The organism is Streptomyces sp. NPDC006997, assembly GCF_040635175.1.
Taxonomy (GTDB): Bacteria; Actinomycetota; Actinomycetes; order Streptomycetales; family Streptomycetaceae; genus Streptomyces.
The window spans coordinates 48,193-72,034 of record NZ_JBEYHH010000012.1 but is presented as its reverse complement, the minus strand read 5'-3'; the positions used below and the strand labels follow the sequence as shown (position 1 = coordinate 72,034).

Sequence of the window (23,842 nt, the reverse complement as noted above, 5' to 3'; positions counted from 1 at the left end):
ACCGCGGGAGGTGGGCCTGATGAGGTCGTGTTGCGGGTCGCGGGGCTGGGGGTGGTGTTCGGGCGGTCCGGGGGTGGGTGGGGGCGGCGGGGCGCGGGGCGGGAGGTGTGGGCCGTGCGGGAGGTGGATCTGGAGGTGCGGCGCGGGGAGACGCTGGCGCTGGTGGGTGAGTCGGGGTGCGGGAAGTCGAGCACGCTGCTGGCGGTGGTGTCCCTGGTCGCGCCGCGGCACGGGCGGGTCGAGGTGCTCGGGCAGGACACCGCGGGGCTGTCGCGGGAGGCGGTACGCCGGTTGCGGCGGGCGGTGCAGTACGTGCCGCAGGACCCGATGGCGAGCCTCGATCCGCGGATGCCGGTGGGTGACATCGTCGCCGAGCCGCTGTGGGCGCGACGGGTACCGGCGCGGCGGGCGGCCGTGCGGGTGGCCGAGGTGCTGGAGCTGGTGGGGCTGGGTGCCGCCGCCGCGGGTGCCTATCCGCACCGCTTCTCCGGTGGTGAGCGGCAGCGGATCGCCCTGGCGCGGGCGCTGGCCGTGGAGCCCGAGCTGCTGCTCCTCGACGAGCCGGTCTCCGCGCTGGACGTGTCGGTGCGGGCCGGGATCCTCGATCTGCTGCGGCGGCTGACGGAGGATCGCGGCCCGTCGTGCCTGTTCGTCTCCCACGATCTGGCGGCGGTACGGCACGTCGCCGACCGGGTCGCCGTCATGCGGGCCGGTCGCGTCGTCGAGACCGGGGACCTGCGGGAGGTGTTCGAGCGGCCGGGGCATCCGCACACCAGGGCGTTGCTGGCCGCGGTTCCGGTGCCCGATCCGCGGGTCGCGCGGGCGCGTACGGCCGCCGGGACCTAGGAGGGGGGTGTGGGTTCCGGCCGAGGCGGTGACCGCCCGTCGGGTGGTGGGGCGGCGCGCTCGATGTCGTACCGGGGACCGGTCGATTACCGGGCGAGTCAGTGCCGCGCGGTCGACGGGGAATTCCAGCGCTCGGCGGAGGTGAGTTCCAGCGGTCCGGTGATGGACAGGCGGCAGCACCCGGTCACGTTGGAGGCCGAGTCCGCCGTCTCGGCCACTTCCCTCGTCGGCTCACCTGCGGAGACAAGGGACCCCGCGATGACCAGACCGATCGCGAACAGGAATCCCGCGAACGCTATGACTCCCGAGCGAAGCATTTTGTCCTCCTATCGCTTGTGCGGTTATTGACACTGCCAGTGAATCGACAATTACTGATCGAGTCAAGCATGAACCCGGAAAAGGAGGTAAACGGAATTGAATTCCCGCTTCCTTTTCTTCGGAGACAGGTGTGTCCGAGGCGTGTGCTTTCTGGTCGTGTGTGGTGTCACGATTACCGAGTCATTGGCGTGACTGAGTCATGCTGGTATCGTGATCTATGACACGCTAAGTCATGCTCACCGTCGGGAAGCCTTATGGATCACACGGCAAGCACCTCACCAACCGAGGTGGGCAGGCGCATCCGCAGCCTCCGCGTCAAGCTCGGCCTCAAGCAGCAGGACCTGGCCTCCACGGATATCTCCGCGAGCTATATCTCACTCATCGAGTCGGGTAAAAGGGCGCCCTCGGACGCCGTCCTGACCGCTCTCGCCAGGAAACTCGCCTGCTCGCCGGAGCACCTGCGCACCGGTCTCGACGACCACGCCCTGGAAGACACCAGGCTGAAGCTCTCCTTCGCCGAAATGGCCCTGCGCAACGGGGACAACGGCGCGGCGCTCCAGTCGTTCAGCGAGCTGCTGGCGAACCCGGGCCCGCTCGACGCCCCCACACTGCTGCGGGCCCGGATCGGGCAGGCGACGGCGCTGGAGAAGCTGGACCGGCTGGAGGCCGCCATCACGGTACTGGAGGAGCTGCGCAAGGAACCCGCCCTGGTGCCGGGCTCCGAGGAGTGGTGCCGCGTCTCCGTCGCCCTCAGCCGCTGCTACCGCAACATGGGCGACATCGCGCTCGGCATCGAGATCGGTGAGCGGACCATGGCCGCCCTGGACGGGCTCGGCCTCGACGTCACCGTGGACCACATCCAGGTCGGCTCCACCCTCATCGGCTCGTACCTCATGCGCGGGGACCTCACCCGGGCCCACCTCCTCGCGCAGCGGCTGCTGCCGGTGGCCGAGGAGCACGGCGGGCGGGCGGGCCGGGGCGCCATGTACTGGAACGCCGGGCTCGTCGCCCTGTCGCGGCGGCAGCTCCCCGAGGCGCTGGCCCTCACCGAGCGGGCGCTGGCGATGATGGCCGAGGACGACAACCTGCGGCACGTGGCCAACCTGAAGATGAACGTGGCCTGGCTGCAGCTGCGGTCCGACCACCCGGACCCGGAGCAGGCCCGGAAGCTCCTGCACGAGGCGGCGCAGACGCTGGTGGAGGTCGGCACCGCCGTGGAACAGGCCAGGTGCGAGATCAACCTGGTCGACGCCCACATGCGGCTCAGCCACTGGGACGACGCCGTCCACCACGCCCAGCGGGCCCTCGCGCTGCTCAGCTCCGGTCCGCGGATCGAGGCCATCTCGGCGCGCATCCGGCTCGCCGAGATCCACCTGCTGCGCGGACAGACGACCGACGGCCTCCAGACGCTGCACGCGGCGGCCCGCCAGCTGAGCCACTTCACCCCGTCCTACGAGACGGCGAACGAGTGGCGGCACATCGGGGACGTGTGGAAGCGGCAGAGCCGGGCCAAGGAGGCGCTGGAGGCTTACGACCAGGCGCTCCAGGCGACCGGTATGCCCGCGACGTACGATCCCGCGCACGCGCTGGCCGAGCAGCACCAGCGCTGAGGCGGTGGTGCCGGACCCGTCTCCCCCGTGGCCCCGCATCAGCGTGTCCGCCCCACGAGCCGGTGGACCGCCGCGAGCGGGACCGGCAGCCAGTGGGGGCGGTGTCTCGCCTCGTACAGCGCCTCGTAGACGGCGCGGTCGGCCTCGAAGGCGGTCAGCTGGGCGGCCCGGCAGGTCGGGTCCTCGCCGCCCGCGGCGGCGTAACCGGCGCAGAAGGCGCGGCGGTTGCGCAGGGCCCACGCGGTGGCCCGGCGTCGGCGGCTGAGCTGCTGGGCCGGGCCCGCGGCGCCGTCGAGCGCGGCCAGCGCGGTGCGGGCGGCGTAGTCGAAGGAGCGCAGCATCCCCGCGACGTCCCGCAGCACCGGCTGCGGCAGGGCGCGTTCGGCGGCCGGGGTGGCGGGCTCGCCCTCGAAGTCGACGACGTACCAGCCGTCGTCGGTGTGCAGGGCCTGCCCGAGGTGCAGGTCGCCGTGGACGCGCTGGGCGAACACCGGGCAGCCGCGGCCCGCGAGACCGCCGTACTCGTCGAACACCGCGGCCAGCGCGGCGTGGTAGCGGCCCAGCTGCGGGACCTCCAGGACGGCGGTGTCCAGGCGCCGCCGCATCCGGGCGGCGTCCTCGGCGAGGTCGGGGGCCTGGCGGCGGTGGCGCGGGAAGGCCCGGCCGAGCGCGGCGTGCACCTCGGCGACGGCCTGCCCGAGGGCGTGGGCCTGCGCGGTGAACCCGCCGCCCGCCGAGGGGCCTTCGGGGTCCGGGTCGCCGGGGCCGGTGATGTGGTCGTGGGCGTAGCGGACCGCCCGTTCCCAGCCGTCCTCGGCGCCCGGCACGAACTCCTCGATCAGGCCCACGGTGAGCGGGTCGGCGCCCGTCACCGGCACCGACAGCGCCCCGTACAGCCGGGGGGTGCGCGCGCAGTCCTCGGCGGTCAGGGCGCGCAGCGCCTCCGCCTCCGGGCTGGGTCCCGGCTCCGGGCGCCGGTAGAGCTTCAGCAGCAGCCGGTCGCCGTACACGACGGCGCTGTTGCTCTGCTCCCCGGTCAGCGGGCGGGGCACCAGGCCGACGGGCAGCGGGAACAGCCCCGCCGGTTCCAGGCGCAGGGTGCCCGCGCGGCGGGCGGCGAGGGAGCGCAGCAGCAGTCCCATCAGCGCCGGGTCGGCGACGGCGTCGTACACCGCGCGGCCCGCCCAGCGGCCGCGCGGCACCGTGCCGATGGCGGCGTCCGCGAGACGGCGGGGCAGTTCGCGGGCGAGGCCGAGCAGGAGCTGGTAGCGGGTGGGCGGGGCGGTGGTGCCGCGCGCGGTCGCGTCGACCACGGCGACGACGAGGTCGGGGAGGCCGTCGCCGTGGATCACCGTGACCGCGCGCGGACGCAGCCCGCTCACGGTCGTTCCCTGGTACCAGCGACGGGTCGCCAGCCAGGGGGCGAGGACGGGCAGCAGGGGGCCGAGCACGGTCACGGCGGAGGGGTCCGCCGTGACGAGCGGGCCCACGGGGGCTTCGACCGCGGCCCCGATCCCGGTGGTGGCGGCGCTCATGGCAGGGTCACCGTGGCGGGCCGGGTCCGGACGGCGAGCAGGTCGATGATCTTCCGGGCGAACAGGTGGCAGTGCTCGCCGGTGCGGGCGGTGACCAGGTCGTCGTCGACGACGACGTCCTCGTCGACGTAGACGCCGCCCATGTTCCGCAGGTCGCCGAGCAGGTTGTTGTGGACGACCGCGCGGCGGTCCCGGACCATGCCCGCGATCGGGGCGGCCAGCCACATGCCGTGGCAGATGACGCCCTTGATGATGGCCTCGTCGGCGAACGCCCGGCGCAGGAACAGCGCGGCGGGCGGCAGCCGGTCGGGGTCCTCGGTGTAGCGCAGCCGGTCGGCGACCATGCCGGAGGGCACGATGACGGCGCTGAACTCCTTGAGCGTGAACTCGTCGACGTCCTCGAAGGACTCGTCGACCGTGAAGGGCATCCGGTGCTCGTGCCCGGTGAAGGTCATGGAGTCCTCGCCCCACAGGCGGGACAGGAAGTGGACCTCCGCGCCCTCCTCGGGGAAGCGGTGCCGGTAGTAGAGGATCTCGGGTTCGTAGAAGTCGCTCTCCATCAGTACGGCGATCTTGTGCCCCGTGAGTCGCACGGCTGCTTACCGTCCCTTCCCCCGTCCGGTGACCAGATCGATCAGGAACGGGCCGCGGTGCGCCAGCATCTCGGCGACCGCCGAGGCCGCCTGGCCCGTCTTCTCCACGCGCAGCGCGGGCACTCCCAGGGACTTCGACAGGGCCGCGAAGTCGATCGCGGGCCGCCCCAGGTCGAAGATCTCCGGGTGGTCGTGCGCGGGGATGCCCTGCTCCCGCCAGTACTGCTCGATGTTGTCCTCAAGGAGCTTGTAGCTGCTGTTGTTGCAGATGACGAACTTGGCGCCGATGTCGTGCCGGGAGGCCGTCCACAGCGCCTGGAAGGTGTACATGCTGCCGCCGTCGCCGGTGAAGCCGACGACCGTGCGCTCCGGGTGGGCGAGCTGGGCGCCCAGCGCGCCGGGGATGCCGACGCCGAGGGAGCCGCCGCGGGTCTGGTGCCAGTGGCCGGGCTCGGTCGGCGGCAGCGGGGCGAACAGGTCGGGGCCCGCGGTCAGGGCCTCGTCGAACAGGACGGCGTCGTCGGGGAGGCGGGCGGCGAGTTCCTCCGCGAAGGCGATGTGCGGCAGGTCGTTGGCCTCGGCGTGTTCCCGGCCGCGCCGTACGGCGGCGGCGCGGGCCTCGGCGCGTGCGGCGGCCCCGCGGCGCAGCCGGTCGTCGGCGGCGGTGCGCCGCTCGCCGGTCATCCGCGCCGCGAGGGCGTCGGCGAGCAGCCCCAGGGAGCGCTTGGGGTCGGCGACCAGGCCGAGGTCGACGGGGAAGTTCTTGGCGATGGCGTCGGTGTCCAGGTCGATGTGCACGACCGGGACACCGTCGCCGAAGACGCCCTCCAGGGCCGGGAAGACCTCCGGCAGGGCGTAGGTGCCGCACAGCAGCACGGCGTCCGCGGCGCCGGTGACCCGGCGGCTGCTCTCCCCGAACATGTGGCCCAGCTGGCCCGCGTACGCCGGGTGCTCGACGGACAGGTTGACCTCGGCCCAGTCGGCGCCCCACACCTCGGCGCCCCACACCTCGGCGAGCCGGGCGAGTTCGGGCTGCGCGCCGGCGAAGTGGACGCCGTCGCCCACGATGACGAGGGGGTTGCGGGCGTCGGACAGCAGGTCCGCGGCGCGGTCGAGGGCGGCCGGGTCTGGGGCGGAGGCGGTGTCGGGGTACGACACCGGCACCGCCTCCTCGCTGGTGGGCTGGTCCATGACGTCGGCGGGGAGGACGACGAGGACCGGCCCGTAGGGCGGGGTGCCCGCGACCTTGAAGGCGCGGCGCAGCACCCGCAGGGTGGAGTCCGGGTCGACGACCCGGGTGGCCCACTTGGTCACCGGTTCCGCCATCGCGACCAGGTCGGCGTACATCTGTGCCTGCATCGCGTCGTAGCGCAGTCCGGACTCGCCGACCACGACGACGAGCGGGGCGTGCCCGCGCATGGCCTGGTAGAGCATCCCGACGCCGTTGCCGAGGCCCACGCCGGAGTGCAGTTGGACGACGGCGGGCTGGCGGGTGGCCCGCGCGTAGCCGTCCGCCATGCCGACGGCGACGGACTCGTGCAGGGTGAGCTGGTAGTCGATCTCGGGGTGGTGGCGCAGCTCGTCGAGGAAGCCCTGTTCGACGGTGCCGGGGTTGCCGAACATGTACCGGACCCCGGCGGCCGTCAGCTGCTCCAGGAACGCCGCGCGTGCGGGCCTGCTGTCCATGTGGCCGGTTCCTCTCGTCGTCCGGTGCCGGTCAGCCCTGCGCGGTGGGGGTGAAGCCCCACTGCCGCAGGCCGTGGTCGAGGACCTCGACGGTCTTCTGGCCGGTCAGGTAGGAGTCGGGGGTGGAGCGGCCGGTGATGAACGGGTAGTCGACGATCACCGAGGTGACCTTGCCGAAGTTGCCGTGGTAGGCGCCGCCGGGGGCGGTGGCGTCGCGGAGGATGTACTCCAGCGGGTACGGCGGCGGGCCCATGTTGAAGTCGGTGCCGACGAAGCCGGTGCCGTCGAGGTAGTCGTACTCGATGCAGTGGCCGGTGACGTGCTTGCCGCGGATGATGCTCTCGCGCTCGCCCTGGTCGCGGGCGAAGGCCAGGCAGGTGACGCCGTAGCACTCGGCGGCGATGGGCCGGTCCAGGGCGTGGAACGCGAGGACCAGGTCGTGCACCCGCCAGTTGTTGGCGAGGTCCACGATGGGGCCGCTGCCGCCGACGATGAGCATGGCGTCGTAGCGGTCGGCGATCTGCTCCTGCACCTTCTCCAGGCGGGTGTTGTACGCCTCCCAGTCGCGGAGGAAGTACGGCTTGGAGCGGTAGGGGCGGTCGGGGAGCCAGGAGGACAGGTCGAGGGGGTGGTCGAGGCGGTCGGACGCCTCGACGGCCTTGACCTTCGCCGCCATCTCCGGGGTGGTCACGGAGCGGCCGAGCGGCGGGTCGATGTAGTCGGGGTCGTAGCTGGGCGGGAGGGCGAGGGGGCGCTTGCCGGTCGGCGTGGCGAACGTGCTGTGGTAGCCCGCCTTGTCGAAGGTCTCCAGCGGGCCGATGAGTTCCTCGCCCCAGTAGCCGTACTCGGACAGGATGATGAGGATGCGCCTGCTCATGGGGGTTCCTCTCGTTCGGCGTTCAATTCGGACACGCGAACTGCCGAACTCATGTCTAGTTTTCGGGGTTTGCCCGCTGCCAGGACGGGCGGGGGTGGCCGTCGCACATCCCGAAGTGGCAGAGCGCACTACGGCAAATCGCCGGACGACCTGGCCGGTCGTCCAGTGCCGGGCGGCGAGCGCGACCGGCGCGGTCAGGACGGCGCACAGGACGGCCGCCGTGAGGAAGACGGCCCCGGTGCGGCCCGCCTTGAGCTGCGGGGCGGCCAGCTCGACGGCGAGGCCGCCCGCCAGGACGCCGGAGGTCGCGAAGAGGGAGGCGGCGGTGGCCCGGCGGCCCGCGGGGAGCAGCCGCGGCACCCAGGTCTGGAGGGTGGTGTGGAGGAAGGTCCACGCCAGGCCCAGCAGGACGGCGGCGGCGGTGAGCGTCGGCGGGGACGTGCGGACGGCGCCCAGGAGCCCGGCGGCGGTGCCGCACAGGCCGCCCGCCGTGACCAGCGCGGCCGGTGACCGGGGCGCGCCCCAGCGCCGTACGGCGACGCTCCCGGCCAGCACGCTGGCGCCGTACGCCACGGCCACGGCGGTACCACCGCTCCCGTCGCCGTCCCCGGCCGCCGTGACGGCGAGGGCGGGCGCGAGGAGGGCGGGCAGCGCCAGCAGGACGGCGCCTTCCGCGGCGCCCAGGGCCAGGACGAGGGCGAGCCTGCGGCGTACGGAGGGGCGGGGGGCGGGGGTGGGACGACGGGGGGCGGGGGCGGGGGTGGTGATGGTGGCCGTGCGGTGCGCGGTGGCGGGAGCCGTGCGACGCGTGGTGGCGGAGGCGGCGGGGCCGAAGCCACGGCCGCCGTCGGCGGGGATAGGGCGTAGAGCGAGGGTGGGCTGGGGGCCGCCCGGCAAGGGCGGGGGCATGGCAGGGCCGCCGTCGGCGGGGGTGGGACGTAGAGCGACGGTGGAGTGGGGACCGCCCGGCGAGGGCAGGGGTGCGGCGGGCCCGCCGTCGGCGGGGGTGGGGTGCGGGGCGGGGGTGGGGTGGGGGCCGCCCGGCCGGGGTGGGGGTGTGGCCGGGGTGGGCCCCCGGGCCGGTCCAGGGGGCGTGGTGCGGGGAGTGAGGGGCTCGTGGGGGCCGCCCACCGGGGCCGGGGTGGTCGCGCGGGGGTGCGGGAGGGTCAGGGTGTGGGCCGCGCTGGCCGCCGTCAGGAGGGCGAGGGTGAGGAAGACCAGGCGCCAGCTGGTGAGGTGGGCGAGCGTGTCGGCGTACAGGGGCGCCGCCACGGCGGAGACCGCGGAGACGGCGAGGACGTCGGCGAAGCGGCGTTGGCGGGCCGGTGGGGTGCTGCCGGTCTCGTGGCAGTAGAGGGCGACGGCGGGCGTGACCGCGGCGAACGCGGCGCCGGTGAGGGCGCGCGCCGCCAGCCAGTCGGTGCCCGTGGCGCACAGCGCGCTGCCCGCGGAGCCCGTGGCGGCGAGGACGAGGCCGGTGCGCAGGACGCGCGCGGGCCCGTAGCGGTCGGCCGCGCGGCCCCACAGCGGCAGGGCGAGGCCGTGGCCGAGGGAGTACGCGCCGAGGGCCGCCGTGACCGTGTGGATGCCGGTGCCGAGCGCGGCGGCGAGCGTCACCAGCAGGGGCGCGGTGACGTGCCAGTCCGCGTTGGCCACCGCCGCCGCCCAGCGCAGGCTCCCGGGACAGCGGTCGTCCCCGGGGTGTCGTGGGGTGCGGGGCATGGTGATCTCTCGTGAGGACGCCCCCCGCTCGGGCGGGGGGCGTCCGGGGCCGGTTACCGGGAGCGGGTCAGAGGCGGAACAGGCCCGGGTCGGCGACGACGACGTCGAGGAGGACGGGGCCGTCGGCGGTCAGGGCGGAGCGCAGGGACTCGCGCAGACCGTCGGGGGTCTCCACGCGTTCGCCGCGCACCCCGAAGCCGCGGGCGAGCTGGGCCATGTCGACGCCGCTGAGGTCCCAGCCCTTCTGCCAGGACTTCTGGTCCTGGAGGTAGTACTTCAAGGAGAGGTAGCCGGAGTTGTCGGGGATGACGAAGGTGACCGGCAGCTGGTGCTGGGCCGCCGTCCACAGGGCGTGCAGCGTGTACTGCGCGGAGCCCTCGCCGACGACCACGACCGCGCGCCGGTCGGGGCGGGCCAGCGCGTAGCCGACGGCGCCCGCGAAGGGGAAGCCGAGGGCGCCGCTGGCGGTGGCGAAGTAGCCGTGGTCGGCGCCGAGCGGGATCTGCTCGTGGAAGTCGGCGCGGGCGATGGGCAGTTCCTCGAACAGGGCGGCGTTGTCCGGGAGTTCCTGGGACAGGATCTGGAACAGGTACGCCTGGCTGAGCGGTGTCGAGGGCTCCGGGACGGGGACGGGTTCGCGCACCGGGGCCAGGTCCACGCGCTCGCGCTGGTCGACCAGCGGGACCAGGCCCTTGACGACCGCGCCGGGCGGGGCGACGAAGCTGGCGTTGGCGAGGGTCGCGGCGGCGTCCTGCGGGTTGTCGGTGACGTGCAGGAAGCGCACGTCGCCGCGGAGCGTCGGGCGGGGTGTCTTGTCCAGGTCGGCCGGTGCGGTGGAGAACAGGTCCCACGCCGTGAACAGGGTGAACGCCGGGCCGCCGAGGACGACGACGACGTCGTGCTGGGCGCCGAGCCGCTCGTTGATCAGCTCGGGGATCGGCGGCAGCACCCCGGCGAACAGCGGGTGGTTCTCCGGGAACGCGCCGCGCGCCCACACCGGGGCGCCCCACACGCGCGCGTTGAGCTTCTCGGCGAGCGCGACGAGGTCGCCGCGGGCGCCCTGCGCGTCGACGGGGCCGCCCGCGACGATGCCGGGCCGCTCGGCGCCGTTGAGGGCGTCCGCGATGGTCCGCAGCGCCTGCGGGTCGGGGACGACGGCGGCGGTGACCTCGGGGACGCGGACCGGCTCGGGGTCGGCGGGGCGTACCCAGTCGTCCTCGGGGACGGCGACGAACACCGGTCCCTGCGGGGCCTGTTTGGCGATCTGGTACGCCTGTGCGATCAGCGCGGGCACGTCCTGCGGGCGGCCAGGCTCGCCGGCCCACTTGATGTACGGCTTGGGCAGCTGGGTGGCGTCCTTGGCGACCAGGAAGGGGTCGCCGAGGAGCATCTTGCGGGCCTGCTGCCCGCCGAGGATGACCATCGGCGTCTTCGCGGCGGCGGCGGTGTAGACGCTGCCCATGGCGTTGCCGAGGCCGGGGCCGCCGTTGATGAGGACGAGGGCGGGCTCGCCGGTGCCCTGGGCGTAGCCGTCGGCCATGCCGACGACGGACGCCTCCTGGAGGCCCATGACGAACCGGAACTCGTCCTCCGGCCAGTACTCGAACAGTTTCATCTCGGTGTGGCTGGGGTTGCTGAAGACGGTCGTCATGCCCAGCTGGCGCAAGACGTCGAGTGTCGCGTCCCGCACGGTGCGGGTGCTCGCCTCTTCGGTCATGGTGATCAGGCTCCCGGGGTCGGTTCGGTCGGTTCGAGGGCCGCCACCGCGCTGAAGAGGTGCTCGGGGTCGTAGCGTTCCTTGACCTTCAGCAGCCGTCCGGTGTTCGGGCCGAACGCGGCGATGGCGCGCTGGTACTCCTGCGGGGCGAGCAGGTTGGGGTAGCCGCCGGGCAGGGCGTGCGCCGCGAACGCGGCGGACACCTCGCGGGCCCAGCGCTGGTGCGGTGCGGCCGGCACGGTGGGCTCCCAGGCCGCGGCGATCTCGACGAGCAGGTGGTCCCGGCGCAGCGCGAAGGCGGTGTCCGGGGCGGGCACGCGGGCGGCGGCGCCGTGGAAGTGGTGCACGAACATGCCCGAGTACGGGGAGGTCGCGCCGGACGCCGCGTCGGCGATCAGGTCCACGGTGCGGTCGGTGAGGGCGGGCAGCCACTGGGTGCGCACCTCGTTGTGCCGTCCGTCGACGACGACCTGGTCGAACATGCCGAGGACCTCGGCGTACTCCTGCGGGCAGACGTCGCCGGCGAGCGGGGTGCCGAGCCGGTCGAAGCGGTCGACGACGTCCCGGCCCCGTGCGAGGTCGCCGGACCACACGGGCAGCAGGAAGACCAGGGGCCGCCCGTCGGGGCCGCCGAAGAAGCCGGTCATCACGGTGAGTTCGTCGGGCGCGGCGGCGACGATGTCGCGGTAGCCGCGCAGCACGCTGGTGGCGCGGTCGACGGGGAAGAGGAGCATTCCGGCGAGGACGGTGCTGACCGGGTGCAGTCGGCAGTGCAGTTCGGTGACGACGCCGAAGTTGCCGCCGCCGCCGCGCAGCGCCCAGTACAGCTCGGCGTGTTCGGTGGGGCTGGCGGTGACGGCGCGGCCGTCGGCGAGGACGACGCGGGCGGCGGCGAGGTTGTCCAGGGCGAGGCCGCAGCCTCCGTTGAGCAGCCCGTAGCCGCCCGCCAGGGTGACTCCGGCGAGGCCGACGGCCTTGACGGTGCCGGTGACGGGGGCGAGGCCGTAGGGGCGGGCCGCCGCCAGGACGTCACCGGCGCGGGCGCCGCCCTGGGCGACGGCGACGCCCGTGACCGGGTCGACGGTGACGGCGCGCAGCGCGGACAGGTCGATGACGAGGCCGTCGTGGGCGGTGCCGCGGCCCGCCCAGTCGTGGCCGCCGCCGCGTACGGCGAGCGGCAGGCCGTGGGTGCGGGCGGTGTCCACCGCCCGGCTGACGTCGGTTTCGTCGGCGGGGCGGGCGATGACCGCGGGGCGGGCGTCGACCGCGCCGTTCCACAGGCGGCGCGCGGTGTCGTAGGCGCTGTCGCCGGGGGCGAGGACGGCGCCCCGCAGCGCGCTCCGCAGCGTCCGCACGGCGGCGGACACGGAGCTGGTCGTTGAGGGTGCCATGGGTCCACCACTTTCCGTGTGGGGCGTCGGGCCGCCGCTACGCCTCGATCAGCTCGTAGCGGCCCGGCTGGACCGTCTCCAGGTCGACGGCGGCGAGGAACTCCTGGGTCTCGGGGGCGGCGAAGAACGCGGCGATGGTGGCCTCGGCCTCCTCGGGGCTGCGCCACTGGACGGTGACCAGGTACTCGCCGTCGGCGCTGCGGGCGGTGGAGCGGCTGACGAAGCCGGGGCGGGGCTCCATGTACGCCTTCTCCATGGTGCGGTTGACGTCCTGGAAGGCGGCGTCGTCGACGTCGGGGCGGAGCTTGAACCGGATGGTCTCCACGACGGTCATCTCGTGTGCCTCTCATCGAGGGTCGGGGGCTCAGGGCGTCAGGCGCACCTGGGCGGGCCGTAGCGGCCGGTTGAAGACGGGGGTGCCGGGTTCCTGGCGTCGGCCGCCCGCGCCCAGCGGGCCGGTCCGCACGGGGGCGAAGCCGAGCTCGTCCAGGAGCCGGACGACGAGGGTGGTGGCCTCGGGGTCGTCGCCCGCGACGAACAGCGCGGTGCGCTCGTCGTGCGGGGCGCCGGGGCGGCCGAGGTCGAGCAGGTACTTGTAGTTGAGCGTGTTGACCGCCTTGACGACGCGGGCGTCCGGCAGGTGGGCGGCGATCAGCTCCGAGGAGGTGGTGCGGCCGGACTCCAGGTCGGGGTGGAGCCCGTCGCGGAGCGGCATGTAGTTGGTGGTGTCGACGACGACCTTCCCGGCCAGCGCGGCCGGCGGCAGGCTCGGGTAGGCGCCGAACGGGGTGGCCAGCACCAGCAGCGGGTCGGCGAAGGCGCATGCCTCGGCGACGGTGCCCGCGCGGGCGTGCCCGCCGAGTTCGGTGACGAGCCCGGCGAGCGCCTCGGGGCCGCGCCGGTTGGCGAGGGTGACGTCGTGTCCGGCGGCGGTGAGCAGGCGGGCCATGGTGGCGCCGATCTCGCCGCTGCCGACGATGCCGATCCTCATGCGGGGTCCCTCTCCCTCAGCTGCCGGGGCGGTTGTAGGCGTACGACTCGTTGTGGTCGTCGTCGTCCGGGACGAACTCGGTGACGACGTCGACGGCCGCGTGGATGTTGACCATGCGGGCGCGGCCGGGGCCGAGGTTGGTGAACTTGTGCGGCATCCCGGCGGGGACGACGCAGATCTCGTCGGCGGTGGCGTCGAGCTTCTCGCCGCCCGCTTCCAGCCGTACGGTCCCGTCGACGATGACGAAGACCTCCTCGTACGGGTGGGTGTGGCGGGGCGGTCCGGCGTCGGGCGCGACGTCGACGATGAACGCGGAGACGCTCAGCCCGTCGTACTTGCTGGCGTTGAGGATGTGCGCGGCGGCCTCACCGTTGATCTGCACGGTGGGCAGGTCGCTCTTGGCGATGACCTGAAGGCCGGTCATGAGGGGTCCTTTCGGGCGGGGCCGCGCCGAGGGCGGGCCCCGCCGGTCCGGTCAGGTGGTGGTCGACGGGGCCGCCACGGAGTCGGGCGCCGGGGTCGGCGGCGTCGGGTCGGCCGGGGGCCGCAGGCGCTGGGCGGCCCAGGTGGCGGGCAGGGCGGCCAGGATGATGATCAGCGCCACGACGACCACCGAGTCGGCGCCGTGGGTCTCCACCGACCAGCCGCCCAGGGCCGCTCCCCCGGCGATGCCCGCGTTGACGGCGGAGGCGCCCAGGGTGGCGGCGAGGTCGCCGCCGGGTCCGGCGAGAGTGATCACCCGCAGCAGGAAGGAGGGGACGAGGCCGAAGCCGACCAGGCCCCACACCGCCAGCACCAGCGCGGTGAGCACCGGGTTCTCGCCGACGAAGTACAGCGCCGTCAGGCAGAGCGCCAGGACGACGTTGGCGACGACGATGGTCCGGGCGGCGCCGCTGTCGGCGAACCGTCCGCCGCCGAACACGCCGATGGCGCTGGCGACGCCGTAGACGAGCAGGAAGGCGCTGACGGCGCCGCCCTCGATGCCGGTGACGTCTTCGAGGTAGGACGCCAGGTAGGTGAAGGCCGCGAACTGGCCGCCCATCAGCAGCAGTCCGAGGCTGAGCTGGCCGAGCACCCGGGGGGCGAAGGCGTAGCGGGCCTGGGAGCCGAGGTGGGTGGGTCCGGTGGCGGCGACCCGTGGGACCAGGACGAGGGTGGCGACCAGCGCCACGGCGGTGATGCCGACGATGCCGTAGAAGGTGGCCTGCCAGCCGAGGCCCTGCCCGACCAGGGTGCCCAGCGGCACCCCGATCACGGTGGACACGGCGACGCCGCCGAAGACCATGGCGACGGCCCGGCCCTGCTGTCCGGCCGCCACCAGTTGCGCGGCCATCACCGAGGCGACCCCGATGAACAGCCCGTGGACGGCGCCGGAGACGACGCGCGCCACCAGCAGCACCGCGTAGGCGGCGGTGACGGCGGCGAGCAGGTTGGCGACCAGGAACACCACGAGCGCGGACCACAGCAGCAGGTGGCGGCCGAGCCGGATGGTGGCCGCGGTCAGCAGCGGACCGCCCAGGCAGATGCCGAGGGCGTACGCCGTGACCAGCAGCCCGGCGGTGCCGACGGAGACGTCGATGTCCTCGGCGATGAGGTTGAGGATGCCGACGATCACGAGTTCCGCCGTACCCATGACGAACGCGCCCAGGGCCAGGGTTCCCAGAGCGAACCCGGTACGGGGTCCGCTGCGCTCGGACTGCGCGGGGGATGTCACATGAACCACCTTCGCTAGCTGTTGTTCTCGTCCAGCTGCTGTCGTCAGCTGGTCTCGTCGCCGATGACCCAGTGCTCGCGGACCGCCATCCGGTGGATGTAGCGGGGTTCGACGAAGCGGGTGAGGTCATCGGTGGCCTGGGTGAACTCGGCCGACGCCGCGGCCGTCTCCAGCGCCTGGAGGCTGTCGAAGGACAGCAGGTAGGCGGCGTCGAGGAGGGACTCGCCGACGGCGTAGGCGCCGTCGCGGGTGAAGCACTGGAGGTAGCGGCGCAGTCCGGGCACCTTCAGCATCAGCTCGGCGTGCGCGCCGAGGCTGCGCTCGCGGAACTCCTCGACCGTGGTGCCGTTGGCGCGCTTGGCGAGCAGCACCAGCTTGACGCCGTCGGCGGGGGCCGGGTGGTCGCCCGCGCGCAGGACGTGGGCGTCGGTGTCGAGGACGACGGTGCGCCAGAAGGCGGCCCACTTCGGCTCGTCGAGCCGGGCGCCCTCCAGGAACTCGGGGGTCTGGAGGGAGGCGAGCTGCTCCTCCTCGTTCTCCAGCCAGATCTCGGCGATGCCGCTCCACAGCGGGTCGTCGGGTTCCGGGCCGAAGGGGATGCGGGTGTCGATGAGGTACTTCCTGATCTGCGGGATCTTGCTGGCGTACCGCACCGCGTGGACGTCCACCCAGTAGTCCTGGAACTCCTTCTCGGTCATTCCGGGCTTGGGGTGGGCGAAGATCAACTGATGGATCACGGCTGCCTCCCAGGGGGCGCTCGGTGTTGCTCGGGGTCGCTGGGCGTCGCGGGGGGGTCAGACCTTGTACGCCTTCTTGACGTCCTCGGCGAAGCCGAGGTAGTCGCGCAGCGGCCAGACCTCCTCGAACTCCAGGTACTCGCGCATCGGCAGGCGGCCGAGCGCGGTGCGGTCCAGCTCCTCGGCGCTCGGGGACTCGATGATCCCGATCACCCGCTTCTGCGCGGCGACCTTCCACAGGCCGACGGCGAAGCCGGAGTCGAGGGTCTCCTGCGCGTGTTCGGCCTCCTCGCGCTCCAGCTCCCACAGCTCGTCCAGGGTGATCCGGCCCTCGTGGTTCCAGCGCATCTGTACGTAGAACAGCATCGGGACTCCTTGGGGGTGCGGGTCAGGCCGCGGCGAGCGACGCGATCCGCTCGGTGATCGGGTCGTCGGTGCCGAACACCTCGACGGCCAGGTCCAGCGGCGTCTTGCCGTCGTGGCCGACCAGGTCGAGCCGGGCACCGGCGTTGAGCAGGGCCGTCACACAGTCCGCGTAGCCGTGCCACAGCGCGTCGTGCAGCGGCGTGTAGCCGTTGGTGGCGCCCTGGAAGTCCAGGTCGATGTCGTCGTGGGCGACCAGGTCGGCGGTGATGTCGGCGTGGCCGTTGTAGACGGCCTTGTGCAGCGGCACGGCGCCGAAGCAGGGCTCGACGGCGTTGATGTCGGCGCCCTCGGCCAGCAGCAGCCGGACGATCTCGCCGTGGCCGTCGCGGGCGGCGACCAGCAGCGGGGTGTGGGCGTCGTTGAAGCCGTTGAGCATCGGGTAGCGGGCGTCGACCTCGGCGCCGGCGGCGAGCAGCTCGCGGACCTGGTCGGTGTCCCCGGCGGAGACGGCGGCCATCAGCGGCTGGGCGGCGACGGTGGCGCTGTCGCGTGCGCGGCGCTCGTTCAGCAGCCGTTCGGCGCGCAGCAGCTTGTCCTTGCCGAAGGTGTTGACGTTCAGCTCGTACGCGAAGTGCTCCTCCAGGGAGAAGCCGTAGTGCGTGTGGAGCTTGAGTCCGGCGCCCTGGGCGAGCAGGTACTCCACCAGGTCCGGGTACTTGTACCAGAGGGCGTCCATCAGCGGGGTGTGCCCGGTGGTGGGGGCGACGGCGTCCACGAACGCCCCGGCCTCCACGAGCTGCCGGGTGACGTCGAGGTCGCCGCCCTGGCACGCCTTGTGCAGCGCCGTCGCCCCGGCCCGGCTGTCGGCGGTGTGCACGTCGGCGCCCGCGGCGATCAGCGCGCCGGTGGTGGTGGGGTCGGCCTGGCCGGCGGCGATCATCAGCACGGTGAGTCCGGAGTCGGTCTCCCGGGCGCTGGGGTCGGCACCGGCGGCGAGCAGCCGCTCCACCTCGTCGGTCTTGCGGGCGCGGACGGCGGCGATCAGTTCGGCGCTCATACGGCGGCCCCGGCGGGCGGGGCGTCGCCGCGCAGGGCGCGGATGATCTGGGAGGGGTCGGTGTGCGACTCCCAGCGGACGATGCGGCCGTCCCGCACGGTCAGCCAGTGGGTGAAGATGATCTCGAAGTCGATGCCGGTCTCCTTCACCCGGGAGATCTCGTGGATGATCCCGGCGGCGCGCTCGCCCTCCACGACGAGGTCGAGCAGCTCCTCGGAGACCACCTCGCACTGCCCGGCGAAGACCTGGACGCTCTCGGCGACCTCCTCGCTGGTGTGCAGGGTGCCGATCCACTTCATGTCGTCGTTGTAGCCGGGCACGGGGCGGTAGTTGATCCACTCCACGTCGTCGGCGAGGAGCCCGAGCGCGGTGCCGAAGTCGCCGCCGGTCAGGGCGGCGAACCAGCGTTTGGCAACGTCCCGGGTCTGCTCGGTCGCTTCACTCATGTCGTCTCCTTCTGGCCGTCCGAAACGGTCATGATCTGCTGGTTGCCGTCCGCCCACAGGGCCGTCATCAGCACTCCGGAGATCCGCCAGCCGGAGGCGGCGCGGGCCAGGTCGAAGCGGTAGCGGCCCCCGAGCGTCCAGGTCTCGGAGCCGTACGGGTTGGGCAGCAGGTGGGTGGCCTGGAAGTGCGCGGTGAGCACCGCGGTGTCGCCGTCCACCTCGGCGATCTGGTTGCCGATCATGTGCTGGGTGGCCTTGAGGTGCCCGAGTCCGGCGGCCCAGTCGGCGATGACGCGGTCCGCGGTGCGGGTGACCGGCGTGCCGCCGAAGAGGCTGGTGTAGTCCAGGGTCACCTTCTCGGCCAGTACGGCGGGGAGGGCGTCCCACTGCCGCAGGTCGACGTGCCACAGCATCCTGGTGCAGGTCTCGATGACGTCGAGACGGTCTTCCGCGGAACTCATGGGCGACTCCGTCGGTCTGGTGCGGGCCGGTTGGGTCCGCCACGACGCTAACGACGCGCCCGAGCGGGGTCGCCGACCGCACGGGGCGCCCTCCCCCAACTGTGCGAGGTCGGCCCGGGTACTACGTCAGTTCACGGGCCCGGGGCGGTTCAGACGGCCTTCAGGAAGCCGCCGTCGACGACGTACTCGGAGCCGTTGGCGTTGGGTGCCTTGCGGGCGGCGAGGAACGCCACGACCGCGGCGACCTCCTGGGCGGTGGTGTTCTGGCCGGTGGAGCTGCCGAGGAGTTCGGGCACCTGGCCGATCACGTCGTCCTTGGCGAGCCCGGTCTGCGCGGCCAGGATGTCGGCGATGCCGCCGGGGCCGGTCCAGGCGTCGGTCATCACCGGTCCGGCGGCGACCGTGTTGACGCGGACGCCCCGCGGGCCGAACTCCTCGGCGAGGGACTTGCCGAGGTTGAGCAGGGCCGCCTTGGCGGCGGAGTAGTCGACGACGACGGGGACGGGGACGTGGGCGTTGGTGGAGCCCAGGTTCACGATGGAGCCCTGCCGTTCGATGATGCTGGGCAGGGCGGCGCGGGTGGTGCGGACGGTGGTGAGGAGGTTCATGTTGAGCGCCTCAAGCCAGCCGTCGTCGTCGACGGAGAGGAAGCCCTTCGGGCGGGTGTACGGGAAACCTAAGTTGTTGACCAGGATGTCGATGCCGCCTAACTCGGTGAGGGCGTAGTCGACGAGTTCGGCGGGGCCGTCGGCGGTGGCGAGGTCGACGGAGAGGGCGTACGGCGTGGTCTGGCGCAGCGCGGTGCTGACGGTGCGGGCGCCGCCGACGACGCGGGCGCCCTCGTGGGTGAGGGTCCTGGCGATCTCCAGGCCGATGCCGCGGCTGGCGCCGGTGATCAGTGCGGTCCTGCCTTCGAGGTTCAGTTCCATGAGGTGCTCCCCTGGGTGATGCGCGCTGGTCGCGCGGTTGCGGGGAACGTAACGAGGGGGGCGGTGGTCGCCGGGCGGGCCCCGGGGGGTGGCCCGTACTGCGTCACTTGATTACTCAATCGCCTAGCTTCGGTGGCTGAACTGTCATGGATCACTTGACGCAGTGTCATCCAGCGTCTGACAGAGTGCCGGGGCGGGGTCGGACGGGCTGCCTGGGCGGTGCGGCGGGTGGGAAAGGTGGGATCCACTTCGCGAACGACCCCCGAGGAGGGACCCATGACGAGCGGTGACGGCGGCTTCGGCCGTCTGACGGCATCCGGTGACGAGGACGACGGATGGGGCCTGGTCGGCGACGAGTAACGGCCCGACGATGGAGCGGCGCAAGAGTCTCAGGCTCGGTGCGGTCTTCCCGCACCTGGAGATCGGCGCGGACCCCGGCGCCGTGCGCGCCTGGGCGCAGGCGGTGGAGGAGGCGGGCTTCGACCACGTCGTCGCCTTCGACCACGTGCTGGGCGCGGGCACGGCGGCGCGGCCCGGCTGGCACGGCTACACCCACGAGCACCTCTTCCACGAGGTGTTCGTCCTGTTCGGGTATCTGGCGGGGGTGACCCGCACGCTGGAGCTGGCCACCGGGGTGCTGGTGCTGCCGCAGCGGCAGACCGCGCTGGTGGCCAAGCAGGCCGCCGAGGTGGACGTGCTCAGCGGGGGCCGGCTGCGGCTCGGGGTGGGGGTGGGCTGGAACAAGGTGGAGTACGACGCGCTGGGCGCGAACTTCCACGACCGGGGGGCGCGCAGCGCCGAACAGGTGCGGCTGCTGCGGCGGTTGTGGGCGGAGCCCACGGTCACCTTCGACGGACGCTGGCACCGGGTGGACGACGCGGGGATCCTGCCGCGGCCGGTGCGCGGGCGGATCCCGGTGTGGTTCGGCGGCAACGCCGAGCCGGTGCTGCGGCGCGCCGGGGAGCTGGGCGACGGGTGGCTGCCGTACCGGGCGCCGGACGAGACGGCGCGGGCGATGGTGGGGCGGGTCCGCTCCTACGCCCTCCAGGCCGGACGGGACCCCGCCGACCTCGGGTTCGAGGCGCGCCTGGTGCTGTCCCAGGTCCCCGAGGCGAGATGGCCGGACTTCGTCGCCGGGTGGCGCGACCTGGGGGCGACGCACCTGTCCCTGAGCACCATGGGCATGGGCCTCGCCACGGCCGACGAACACACCCGGATGCTGAGCACCACCCTCCGCGACCTCACCCCGGTGGCCCGCGAATGACCTCCGGTCCCTCGCCCGCCCCCACCCGAGGCCCCCTCTCCCCCGAGGCGGGCCTCCGCCGCGCCCGACGGCTGCCCACCCCGGGCGGCGACCGTGTGCGGCGCGGGCGGGAACACCGGGCGGAGAGGGGCGGCGTCCGCGCGCGGCCGCCGGCAACGCGCGGCGCGCAGCGGCGGCGGCCCCCGCACGGACGGCTTCGGGCGGCGCGCGGCACGTACGGGCGGTTCCGGTCCCCCACCGCGCGGCCGTCGGCTGCGCGCAGCGCGTACGGGAGTGCCCCGCCGGGCGGCCATACGGGAGTGCCCCGCCGGGCGGCCGAGGGCCGCGCGCAGCGCGTGCGGGCGGCCTCGGGCGGCAGGTTCGGGTCCCCCGCGGTCGCGGGCCCGGCCCGGCAGGGGCTAGCGGCCGTACTCCTCGGCGAGGAAGCGGATGGCCTGGTCGGTGAAGACGCGCATCTCGCGGGTGAGGTTCTTGCCGCGGCGCCAGGCGAGCTGGGTGAAGACCTCGAAGGGGATCTCCCAGTCCAGCCGGACCAGCAGGCCCGCGTCCAGAGTGTCCTGGACGCACGCCGTGGGCAGCAGGGAGATGCCGAGGCCCGCGGCCACCCCGCGTTTGATGGACTCGATCGTGCCGAACTCCAGGAACGGCAGCGCCTCACCCGTGCCGTCGTTCAGTTCGGCCTCGAACAGCTCCCGGTAGGCGCAGCCCGCCTCGGCGGAGATGACCTGGGTACGGCGGAGCTCCTCGGTGGTGATCTTGGCGACCCTGGTGAGGGGGTGGTCGGGGGCGGCGACGACGGTGAGCGGTTCGGAGCCGAGTACCTCCGTCTGGACGCCCGGGTGCCGGGTCTCCGCCTCCATCAGGAACCCCATGTCGAACATGCCCTGGCGCAGCGCGTGGCAGGTTTCCGCGCACAGGCTGGGCCGCAGCACGATGTGCAGGGCGGGGTAGCGGTGGTGGAAGAACTCCAGCAGCGGCGGCATCCGGTAGGAGGTGATGGACTCCATCGAACCGATGGTGAGGACGCCGGAGGGCTCGGCGGAGCCGACGGTGGCGCCGCGCGCCTCCCCGGCGAGGGTCAGCATCTGCTCGGCGTACGGCAGCAGCCGCTGTCCCGCCTCGGTGAGCTGGATGCGGCCGCCCAGACGGTCGAAGAGGTCCACGCCGAGCGACATCTCCAGCCCCTTGATCTGACTGGTGACGCTGGACTGCGCGTACTTCAGCTCCGTGGCCGCCTTCGAGAAGCTGAGCAGCGTCGCCACCTTGTGGAACGCCGCCAACTGCCTGATGTCCATGGCTTCTCCCTGTATCGGCAGTCACTGGATGAGCGCGATGTGCTTGGTCCGTTCAGCGAAGCACCGACAAGCCGTCCCGCGCCATGCGCGCCCGCTGTCCCCTTACGGACAGGAGGCGTCACCTAGCGGCCAGACGTACCGGAATCCGGGCTGAATTCGGCGTCGGAAAGCACTCCCTGACGGCCGATTATCAAGCCCGCCTGAAAACGGCTCACGGCACCCATTTCCTCCATGATCGCGGAAATGTGGCGGCGGCAGGTGCGGGTCGCCATGCCCAGGCGGCGGGCGATGACCTCGTCCTTGAGGCCGAGCGCCATGAGGCGGATGACGGACAGCCGGGTCTCCTCCGCGAGGTGCTGGTACTCGGCCGTCTGGTGGTCCGTCTCGAAGGGGCGGCCGACCTGCCACACCGACTCGAAGGCGCGGCGCAGGTAGCCCACCACCGTCGGCTCGGTGACGACGGCCGCGCCGGGCGGACCGCTGTCCGGGCGTTCCTTGGGGATGAAGGCGACCTTCCGGTCGTAGATGATCAGGCGCTCGGAGAGTTCGTCGACGGTGCGCACCTCGGCGCCGCGGCGGGTGATCTCCTGCACGTAGGTGCGGGTGGCGAGGCTGGTGCGGGCGGTGTGCTGGTAGAGGGTGCGCACCCTGACGCCGCGGCGCAGCAGTTCGAGGGTGTGCTCCCGGTCGGCATCCAGCAGTTCGGGGGGCCGACCGCCGCCGGACTGGAGGCTGAGGCGTTCCTCGGCGCAGTCGTAGCGGGCGCGGTCGATCTGGCGGCGCACCTCGTCGACGTCGTCGACGACGGTGATGGGGCCGTCGAGGGCCGGGGCGCGGTGCCGGGCGCGGTACTCCGCGGCGAGGGCGCGCAGTTCCTGGTGGATGCGGGCGATCTCCCGGCGGCGCTGGGCGATCGCCACCTCCAGCGGGCTGACCAGTTCCGCCTCCGCGACCTCCGGGTCGAGCGGGACCACGGGGCGGCCCGCCGTGCCGGGGGTGAGCAGCCGCAGTTCCTGGAGTGCCTTGCGGGCCCGCGCGACCCGCTCGGGGTCGGCGCCGAGGGCTGCGGCGATGTCGGCGTCCGTGAAATGCCCGTCGCGCAGGGCTATTTCGTACGCGGACACCGCGATCTCGTCCAGCAGAGGAATCTCGTGAGTCAATTCCTCACCTCAAACCCGTCAGTTCACTTCCGTTCGGCGGCTTGTCGTGGTGCGGTCGGGTCAGTTTAGGCCAGCCGCGCCGGGCGGAACTCCGGATGCGCGGTCGGGGGCTTCATTGCGTGCAGTACGGGTGCGGCGCGCGCTCAGTAGTGGACCCGGCGGTCGCCGGGGGTGGCCCGGTAGCGCACCGGCCACAGGGTGCGGCGGATGTAGGTGCGCTGGAGCCAGCGGTCGGTGCCGTCGTAGCGGGCGCGGAAGGTGGACCTGCCGTGCACGCCCTTGCGGTTGTTGATGAGCAGGGCCTCCCCGGGGCGCAGCCGTACCGCGTCGGCGGTGTCCCGGCAGGCCTCCTGGAGCGCGGTGAGGGCGGCCTCGGCGCCGCGGGTCAGCGGGCGGGTGCCGTTGGCGGAGACGGCGATCTCCGGGAAGCGGGCGGCGCCGCTGATGACGGGCACCGGTTCGCTGAGCACCTCGGTGCCGTGCGCCTGGGTGTAGCTGCCGGGCGCGTTGAGCCGGTACAGCGGGCTGCGCAGGGTCTCGACGACCGGTTCGGGCAGGTGGCGGCAGAGGTCGCGGGCGTCGGCGTAGTAGGTGACGGCGTCGTCGTCCGGGGCGCCGCGCAGGCAGTTGAGGACGAGGAAGTCGGGGTTGGCGAGGTCGTAGCGGCCGATGGTGTCGTAGGTGATGTCGCTGTGGAAGTTGAGGAACACCGCGGAGCCCTGGTTGGTCTGGGCGCGGGCGCCGCGCTGGACCGGGACGACGTCGTGGACGAGGCGGCCGTCCTTCTCGGTGAGGACGCCGATGGGTTCGCCGAGCAGACCGGTGAGCCCCAGCAGGACGCCCTCGGCGACGTGGCCGTGTTTGCCGGGGGCGGGGCCGCCGTGCGCGGGGGTGGGCGGCAGGTCGTCGTCGAGGGGGAGGTTGCGCACCCGCATCAGGCCGGGGGTGTCGTTGTGGCGGCCGAAGTCCATGATGTCCTTCAGCAGGTCGGTGGGGAGCGCGGCGAAGACCTGGTGGAGGCGGGCCAGCGCCCGGTCGATGTCCTCGGTGGGGTCGGGCAGCGGACGCAGGGCGGCGCCGATGGTGTCGCGGACGGCGTCGGGCAGGGCGAGGTCGGCGAACGTCAC

23 protein-coding genes and 1 pseudogene are annotated in these 23,842 nt (G+C 73.3%); 3 read left to right on the top strand and 21 right to left on the bottom strand.

The features are described 5' to 3' along the window. On the top strand, positions 1 to 846 hold an 846-nt coding region (locus tag ABZ659_RS14240), incomplete at its 5' end, for an ATP-binding cassette domain-containing protein (RefSeq protein ID WP_360218191.1). 98 nt (positions 847 to 944) lie between these two features. Here ABZ659_RS14240 and ABZ659_RS14235 read toward each other — a convergent pair. After that, positions 945 to 1,163 carry a hypothetical protein gene (locus ABZ659_RS14235; protein ID WP_360218188.1) on the bottom strand — a complete coding sequence of 73 codons (219 nt, stop codon included), beginning with the start codon at positions 1,161 to 1,163 and terminating at the stop codon, positions 945 to 947. A gap of 255 nt (positions 1,164 to 1,418) precedes the next feature. Here ABZ659_RS14235 and ABZ659_RS14230 point away from each other — a divergent pair, with 255 nt between their 5' ends. Next, on the top strand, positions 1,419 to 2,774 hold the full coding sequence (locus tag ABZ659_RS14230; RefSeq protein ID WP_360218185.1) for a helix-turn-helix domain-containing protein: 1,356 nt from the start codon (positions 1,419 to 1,421) through the stop codon (positions 2,772 to 2,774). 38 nt (positions 2,775 to 2,812) lie between these two features. On the opposite strand, the gene ABZ659_RS14225 is transcribed toward ABZ659_RS14230, so the two are convergent. From ABZ659_RS14225 to ABZ659_RS14145, 17 genes and pseudogenes are all read right to left on the bottom strand, one after another. Next, positions 2,813 to 4,309, bottom strand: a complete 1,497-nt coding sequence (locus ABZ659_RS14225; RefSeq protein ID WP_360218183.1) for a hypothetical protein — start codon at positions 4,307 to 4,309, stop codon at positions 2,813 to 2,815. Then, entirely contained in the window at positions 4,306 to 4,902 is a 597-nt protein-coding gene (locus ABZ659_RS14220) for a DJ-1/PfpI family protein (RefSeq protein ID WP_360218180.1), read from the bottom strand. The genes ABZ659_RS14225 and ABZ659_RS14220 overlap by 4 nt, the downstream gene beginning before the upstream one ends. A 6-nt stretch (positions 4,903 to 4,908) precedes the next feature. Further along, entirely contained in the window at positions 4,909 to 6,588 is a 1,680-nt protein-coding gene (locus ABZ659_RS14215; RefSeq protein ID WP_360218177.1) for a thiamine pyrophosphate-binding protein, read from the bottom strand. A gap of 31 nt (positions 6,589 to 6,619) precedes the next feature. Continuing rightward, positions 6,620 to 7,465 (bottom strand): type 1 glutamine amidotransferase domain-containing protein, encoded by an 846-nt coding sequence (locus ABZ659_RS14210; protein WP_360218558.1) that lies wholly within the window; start codon positions 7,463 to 7,465, stop codon positions 6,620 to 6,622. 288 nt (positions 7,466 to 7,753) lie between these two features. Then, positions 7,754 to 9,187 (bottom strand): annotated as a pseudogene (locus ABZ659_RS14205) (MFS transporter); the annotation flags it as partial. 67 nt (positions 9,188 to 9,254) lie between these two features. Then, positions 9,255 to 10,904: a benzoylformate decarboxylase gene (mdlC, locus tag ABZ659_RS14200; protein ID WP_360218174.1), complete on the bottom strand. Its 1,650-nt coding sequence runs from the start codon at positions 10,902 to 10,904 to the stop codon at positions 9,255 to 9,257. A gap of 5 nt (positions 10,905 to 10,909) precedes the next feature. Beyond that, the gene (locus tag ABZ659_RS14195) at positions 10,910 to 12,295 is read right to left on the bottom strand and encodes an FAD-binding protein (protein WP_360218171.1); all 1,386 of its coding nucleotides are present in this window, start codon (positions 12,293 to 12,295) and stop codon (positions 10,910 to 10,912) included. 37 nt (positions 12,296 to 12,332) lie between these two features. Further along, positions 12,333 to 12,629, bottom strand: coding sequence for a hypothetical protein (locus ABZ659_RS14190; RefSeq protein ID WP_360218168.1), 297 nt, complete (start codon positions 12,627 to 12,629; stop codon positions 12,333 to 12,335). Between the two features lie 30 nt (positions 12,630 to 12,659). Then, a complete protein-coding gene (locus tag ABZ659_RS14185; protein ID WP_360218165.1) occupies positions 12,660 to 13,286 on the bottom strand; it encodes an NADPH-dependent F420 reductase in 627 nt (208 codons plus the stop codon). Between the two features lie 16 nt (positions 13,287 to 13,302). Beyond that, positions 13,303 to 13,710, bottom strand: coding sequence for a cupin domain-containing protein (locus tag ABZ659_RS14180; protein ID WP_360218162.1), 408 nt, complete (start codon positions 13,708 to 13,710; stop codon positions 13,303 to 13,305). A 51-nt stretch (positions 13,711 to 13,761) separates the two neighbouring features. Then, positions 13,762 to 15,000, bottom strand: coding sequence for an MFS transporter (locus ABZ659_RS14175; RefSeq protein ID WP_360218159.1), 1,239 nt, complete (start codon positions 14,998 to 15,000; stop codon positions 13,762 to 13,764). Between the two features lie 44 nt (positions 15,001 to 15,044). After that, complete coding sequence (locus tag ABZ659_RS14170; RefSeq protein ID WP_360218156.1) at positions 15,045 to 15,737, bottom strand: EthD domain-containing protein; 693 nt, start codon at positions 15,735 to 15,737, stop codon at positions 15,045 to 15,047. 57 nt (positions 15,738 to 15,794) lie between these two features. After that, a complete protein-coding gene (locus ABZ659_RS14165) occupies positions 15,795 to 16,103 on the bottom strand; it encodes a muconolactone Delta-isomerase family protein (RefSeq protein WP_360218153.1) in 309 nt (102 codons plus the stop codon). Between the two features lie 22 nt (positions 16,104 to 16,125). Next, positions 16,126 to 17,160, bottom strand: a complete 1,035-nt coding sequence (locus tag ABZ659_RS14160) for an ankyrin repeat domain-containing protein (protein WP_360218150.1) — start codon at positions 17,158 to 17,160, stop codon at positions 16,126 to 16,128. Further along, positions 17,157 to 17,606, bottom strand: coding sequence for a nuclear transport factor 2 family protein (locus ABZ659_RS14155; RefSeq protein ID WP_360218147.1), 450 nt, complete (start codon positions 17,604 to 17,606; stop codon positions 17,157 to 17,159). The genes ABZ659_RS14160 and ABZ659_RS14155 overlap by 4 nt, the downstream gene beginning before the upstream one ends. Continuing rightward, positions 17,603 to 18,067: a nuclear transport factor 2 family protein gene (locus tag ABZ659_RS14150; RefSeq protein WP_360218144.1), complete on the bottom strand. Its 465-nt coding sequence runs from the start codon at positions 18,065 to 18,067 to the stop codon at positions 17,603 to 17,605. The genes ABZ659_RS14155 and ABZ659_RS14150 overlap by 4 nt, the downstream gene beginning before the upstream one ends. Positions 18,068 to 18,216: 149 nt before the next feature. Beyond that, positions 18,217 to 18,996: an SDR family oxidoreductase gene (locus ABZ659_RS14145; protein ID WP_360218141.1), complete on the bottom strand. Its 780-nt coding sequence runs from the start codon at positions 18,994 to 18,996 to the stop codon at positions 18,217 to 18,219. A gap of 370 nt (positions 18,997 to 19,366) precedes the next feature. Here ABZ659_RS14145 and ABZ659_RS14140 point away from each other — a divergent pair, with 370 nt between their 5' ends. After that, positions 19,367 to 20,260: an LLM class F420-dependent oxidoreductase gene (locus ABZ659_RS14140; RefSeq protein ID WP_360218138.1), complete on the top strand. Its 894-nt coding sequence runs from the start codon at positions 19,367 to 19,369 to the stop codon at positions 20,258 to 20,260. 398 nt (positions 20,261 to 20,658) lie between these two features. Here the strand turns inward: ABZ659_RS14140 and ABZ659_RS14135 are convergent, their stop codons facing one another. The 3 genes from ABZ659_RS14135 to ABZ659_RS14125 form a co-directional block, all read right to left on the bottom strand. After that, entirely contained in the window at positions 20,659 to 21,555 is an 897-nt protein-coding gene (locus ABZ659_RS14135) for a LysR family transcriptional regulator (protein WP_360218135.1), read from the bottom strand. 122 nt (positions 21,556 to 21,677) lie between these two features. Continuing rightward, complete coding sequence (locus ABZ659_RS14130) at positions 21,678 to 22,715, bottom strand: LuxR C-terminal-related transcriptional regulator (protein WP_360218132.1); 1,038 nt, start codon at positions 22,713 to 22,715, stop codon at positions 21,678 to 21,680. 143 nt (positions 22,716 to 22,858) lie between these two features. Further along, entirely contained in the window at positions 22,859 to 23,842 is a 984-nt protein-coding gene (locus ABZ659_RS14125; RefSeq protein WP_360218129.1) for a TauD/TfdA family dioxygenase, read from the bottom strand.

Bases quoted from the DNA above. Each gene is read 5' to 3' on its own strand.
- ABZ659_RS14235 (WP_360218188.1), bottom strand. From the start codon at position 1,163: ATGCTTCGCTCGGGAGTCATAGCGTTCGCGGGATTCCTGTTCGCGATC.
- ABZ659_RS14230 (WP_360218185.1), top strand. From the start codon at position 1,419: ATGGATCACACGGCAAGCACCTCACCAACCGAGGTGGGCAGGCGCATC.
- ABZ659_RS14225 (WP_360218183.1), bottom strand. From the start codon at position 4,309: ATGAGCGCCGCCACCACCGGGATCGGGGCCGCGGTCGAAGCCCCCGTG.
- ABZ659_RS14215 (WP_360218177.1), bottom strand. From the start codon at position 6,588: ATGGACAGCAGGCCCGCACGCGCGGCGTTCCTGGAGCAGCTGACGGCC.
- ABZ659_RS14210 (WP_360218558.1), bottom strand. From the start codon at position 7,465: ATGAGCAGGCGCATCCTCATCATCCTGTCCGAGTACGGCTACTGGGGC.
- mdlC (WP_360218174.1), bottom strand. From the start codon at position 10,904: ATGACCGAAGAGGCGAGCACCCGCACCGTGCGGGACGCGACACTCGAC.
- ABZ659_RS14195 (WP_360218171.1), bottom strand. From the start codon at position 12,295: ATGGCACCCTCAACGACCAGCTCCGTGTCCGCCGCCGTGCGGACGCTG.
- ABZ659_RS14190 (WP_360218168.1), bottom strand. From the start codon at position 12,629: ATGACCGTCGTGGAGACCATCCGGTTCAAGCTCCGCCCCGACGTCGAC.
- ABZ659_RS14185 (WP_360218165.1), bottom strand. From the start codon at position 13,286: ATGAGGATCGGCATCGTCGGCAGCGGCGAGATCGGCGCCACCATGGCC.
- ABZ659_RS14180 (WP_360218162.1), bottom strand. From the start codon at position 13,710: ATGACCGGCCTTCAGGTCATCGCCAAGAGCGACCTGCCCACCGTGCAG.
- ABZ659_RS14165 (WP_360218153.1), bottom strand. From the start codon at position 16,103: ATGCTGTTCTACGTACAGATGCGCTGGAACCACGAGGGCCGGATCACC.
- ABZ659_RS14160 (WP_360218150.1), bottom strand. From the start codon at position 17,160: ATGAGCGCCGAACTGATCGCCGCCGTCCGCGCCCGCAAGACCGACGAG.
- ABZ659_RS14155 (WP_360218147.1), bottom strand. From the start codon at position 17,606: ATGAGTGAAGCGACCGAGCAGACCCGGGACGTTGCCAAACGCTGGTTC.
- ABZ659_RS14150 (WP_360218144.1), bottom strand. From the start codon at position 18,067: ATGAGTTCCGCGGAAGACCGTCTCGACGTCATCGAGACCTGCACCAGG.
- ABZ659_RS14145 (WP_360218141.1), bottom strand. From the start codon at position 18,996: ATGGAACTGAACCTCGAAGGCAGGACCGCACTGATCACCGGCGCCAGC.
- ABZ659_RS14140 (WP_360218138.1), top strand. From the start codon at position 19,367: ATGGAGCGGCGCAAGAGTCTCAGGCTCGGTGCGGTCTTCCCGCACCTG.
- ABZ659_RS14135 (WP_360218135.1), bottom strand. From the start codon at position 21,555: ATGGACATCAGGCAGTTGGCGGCGTTCCACAAGGTGGCGACGCTGCTC.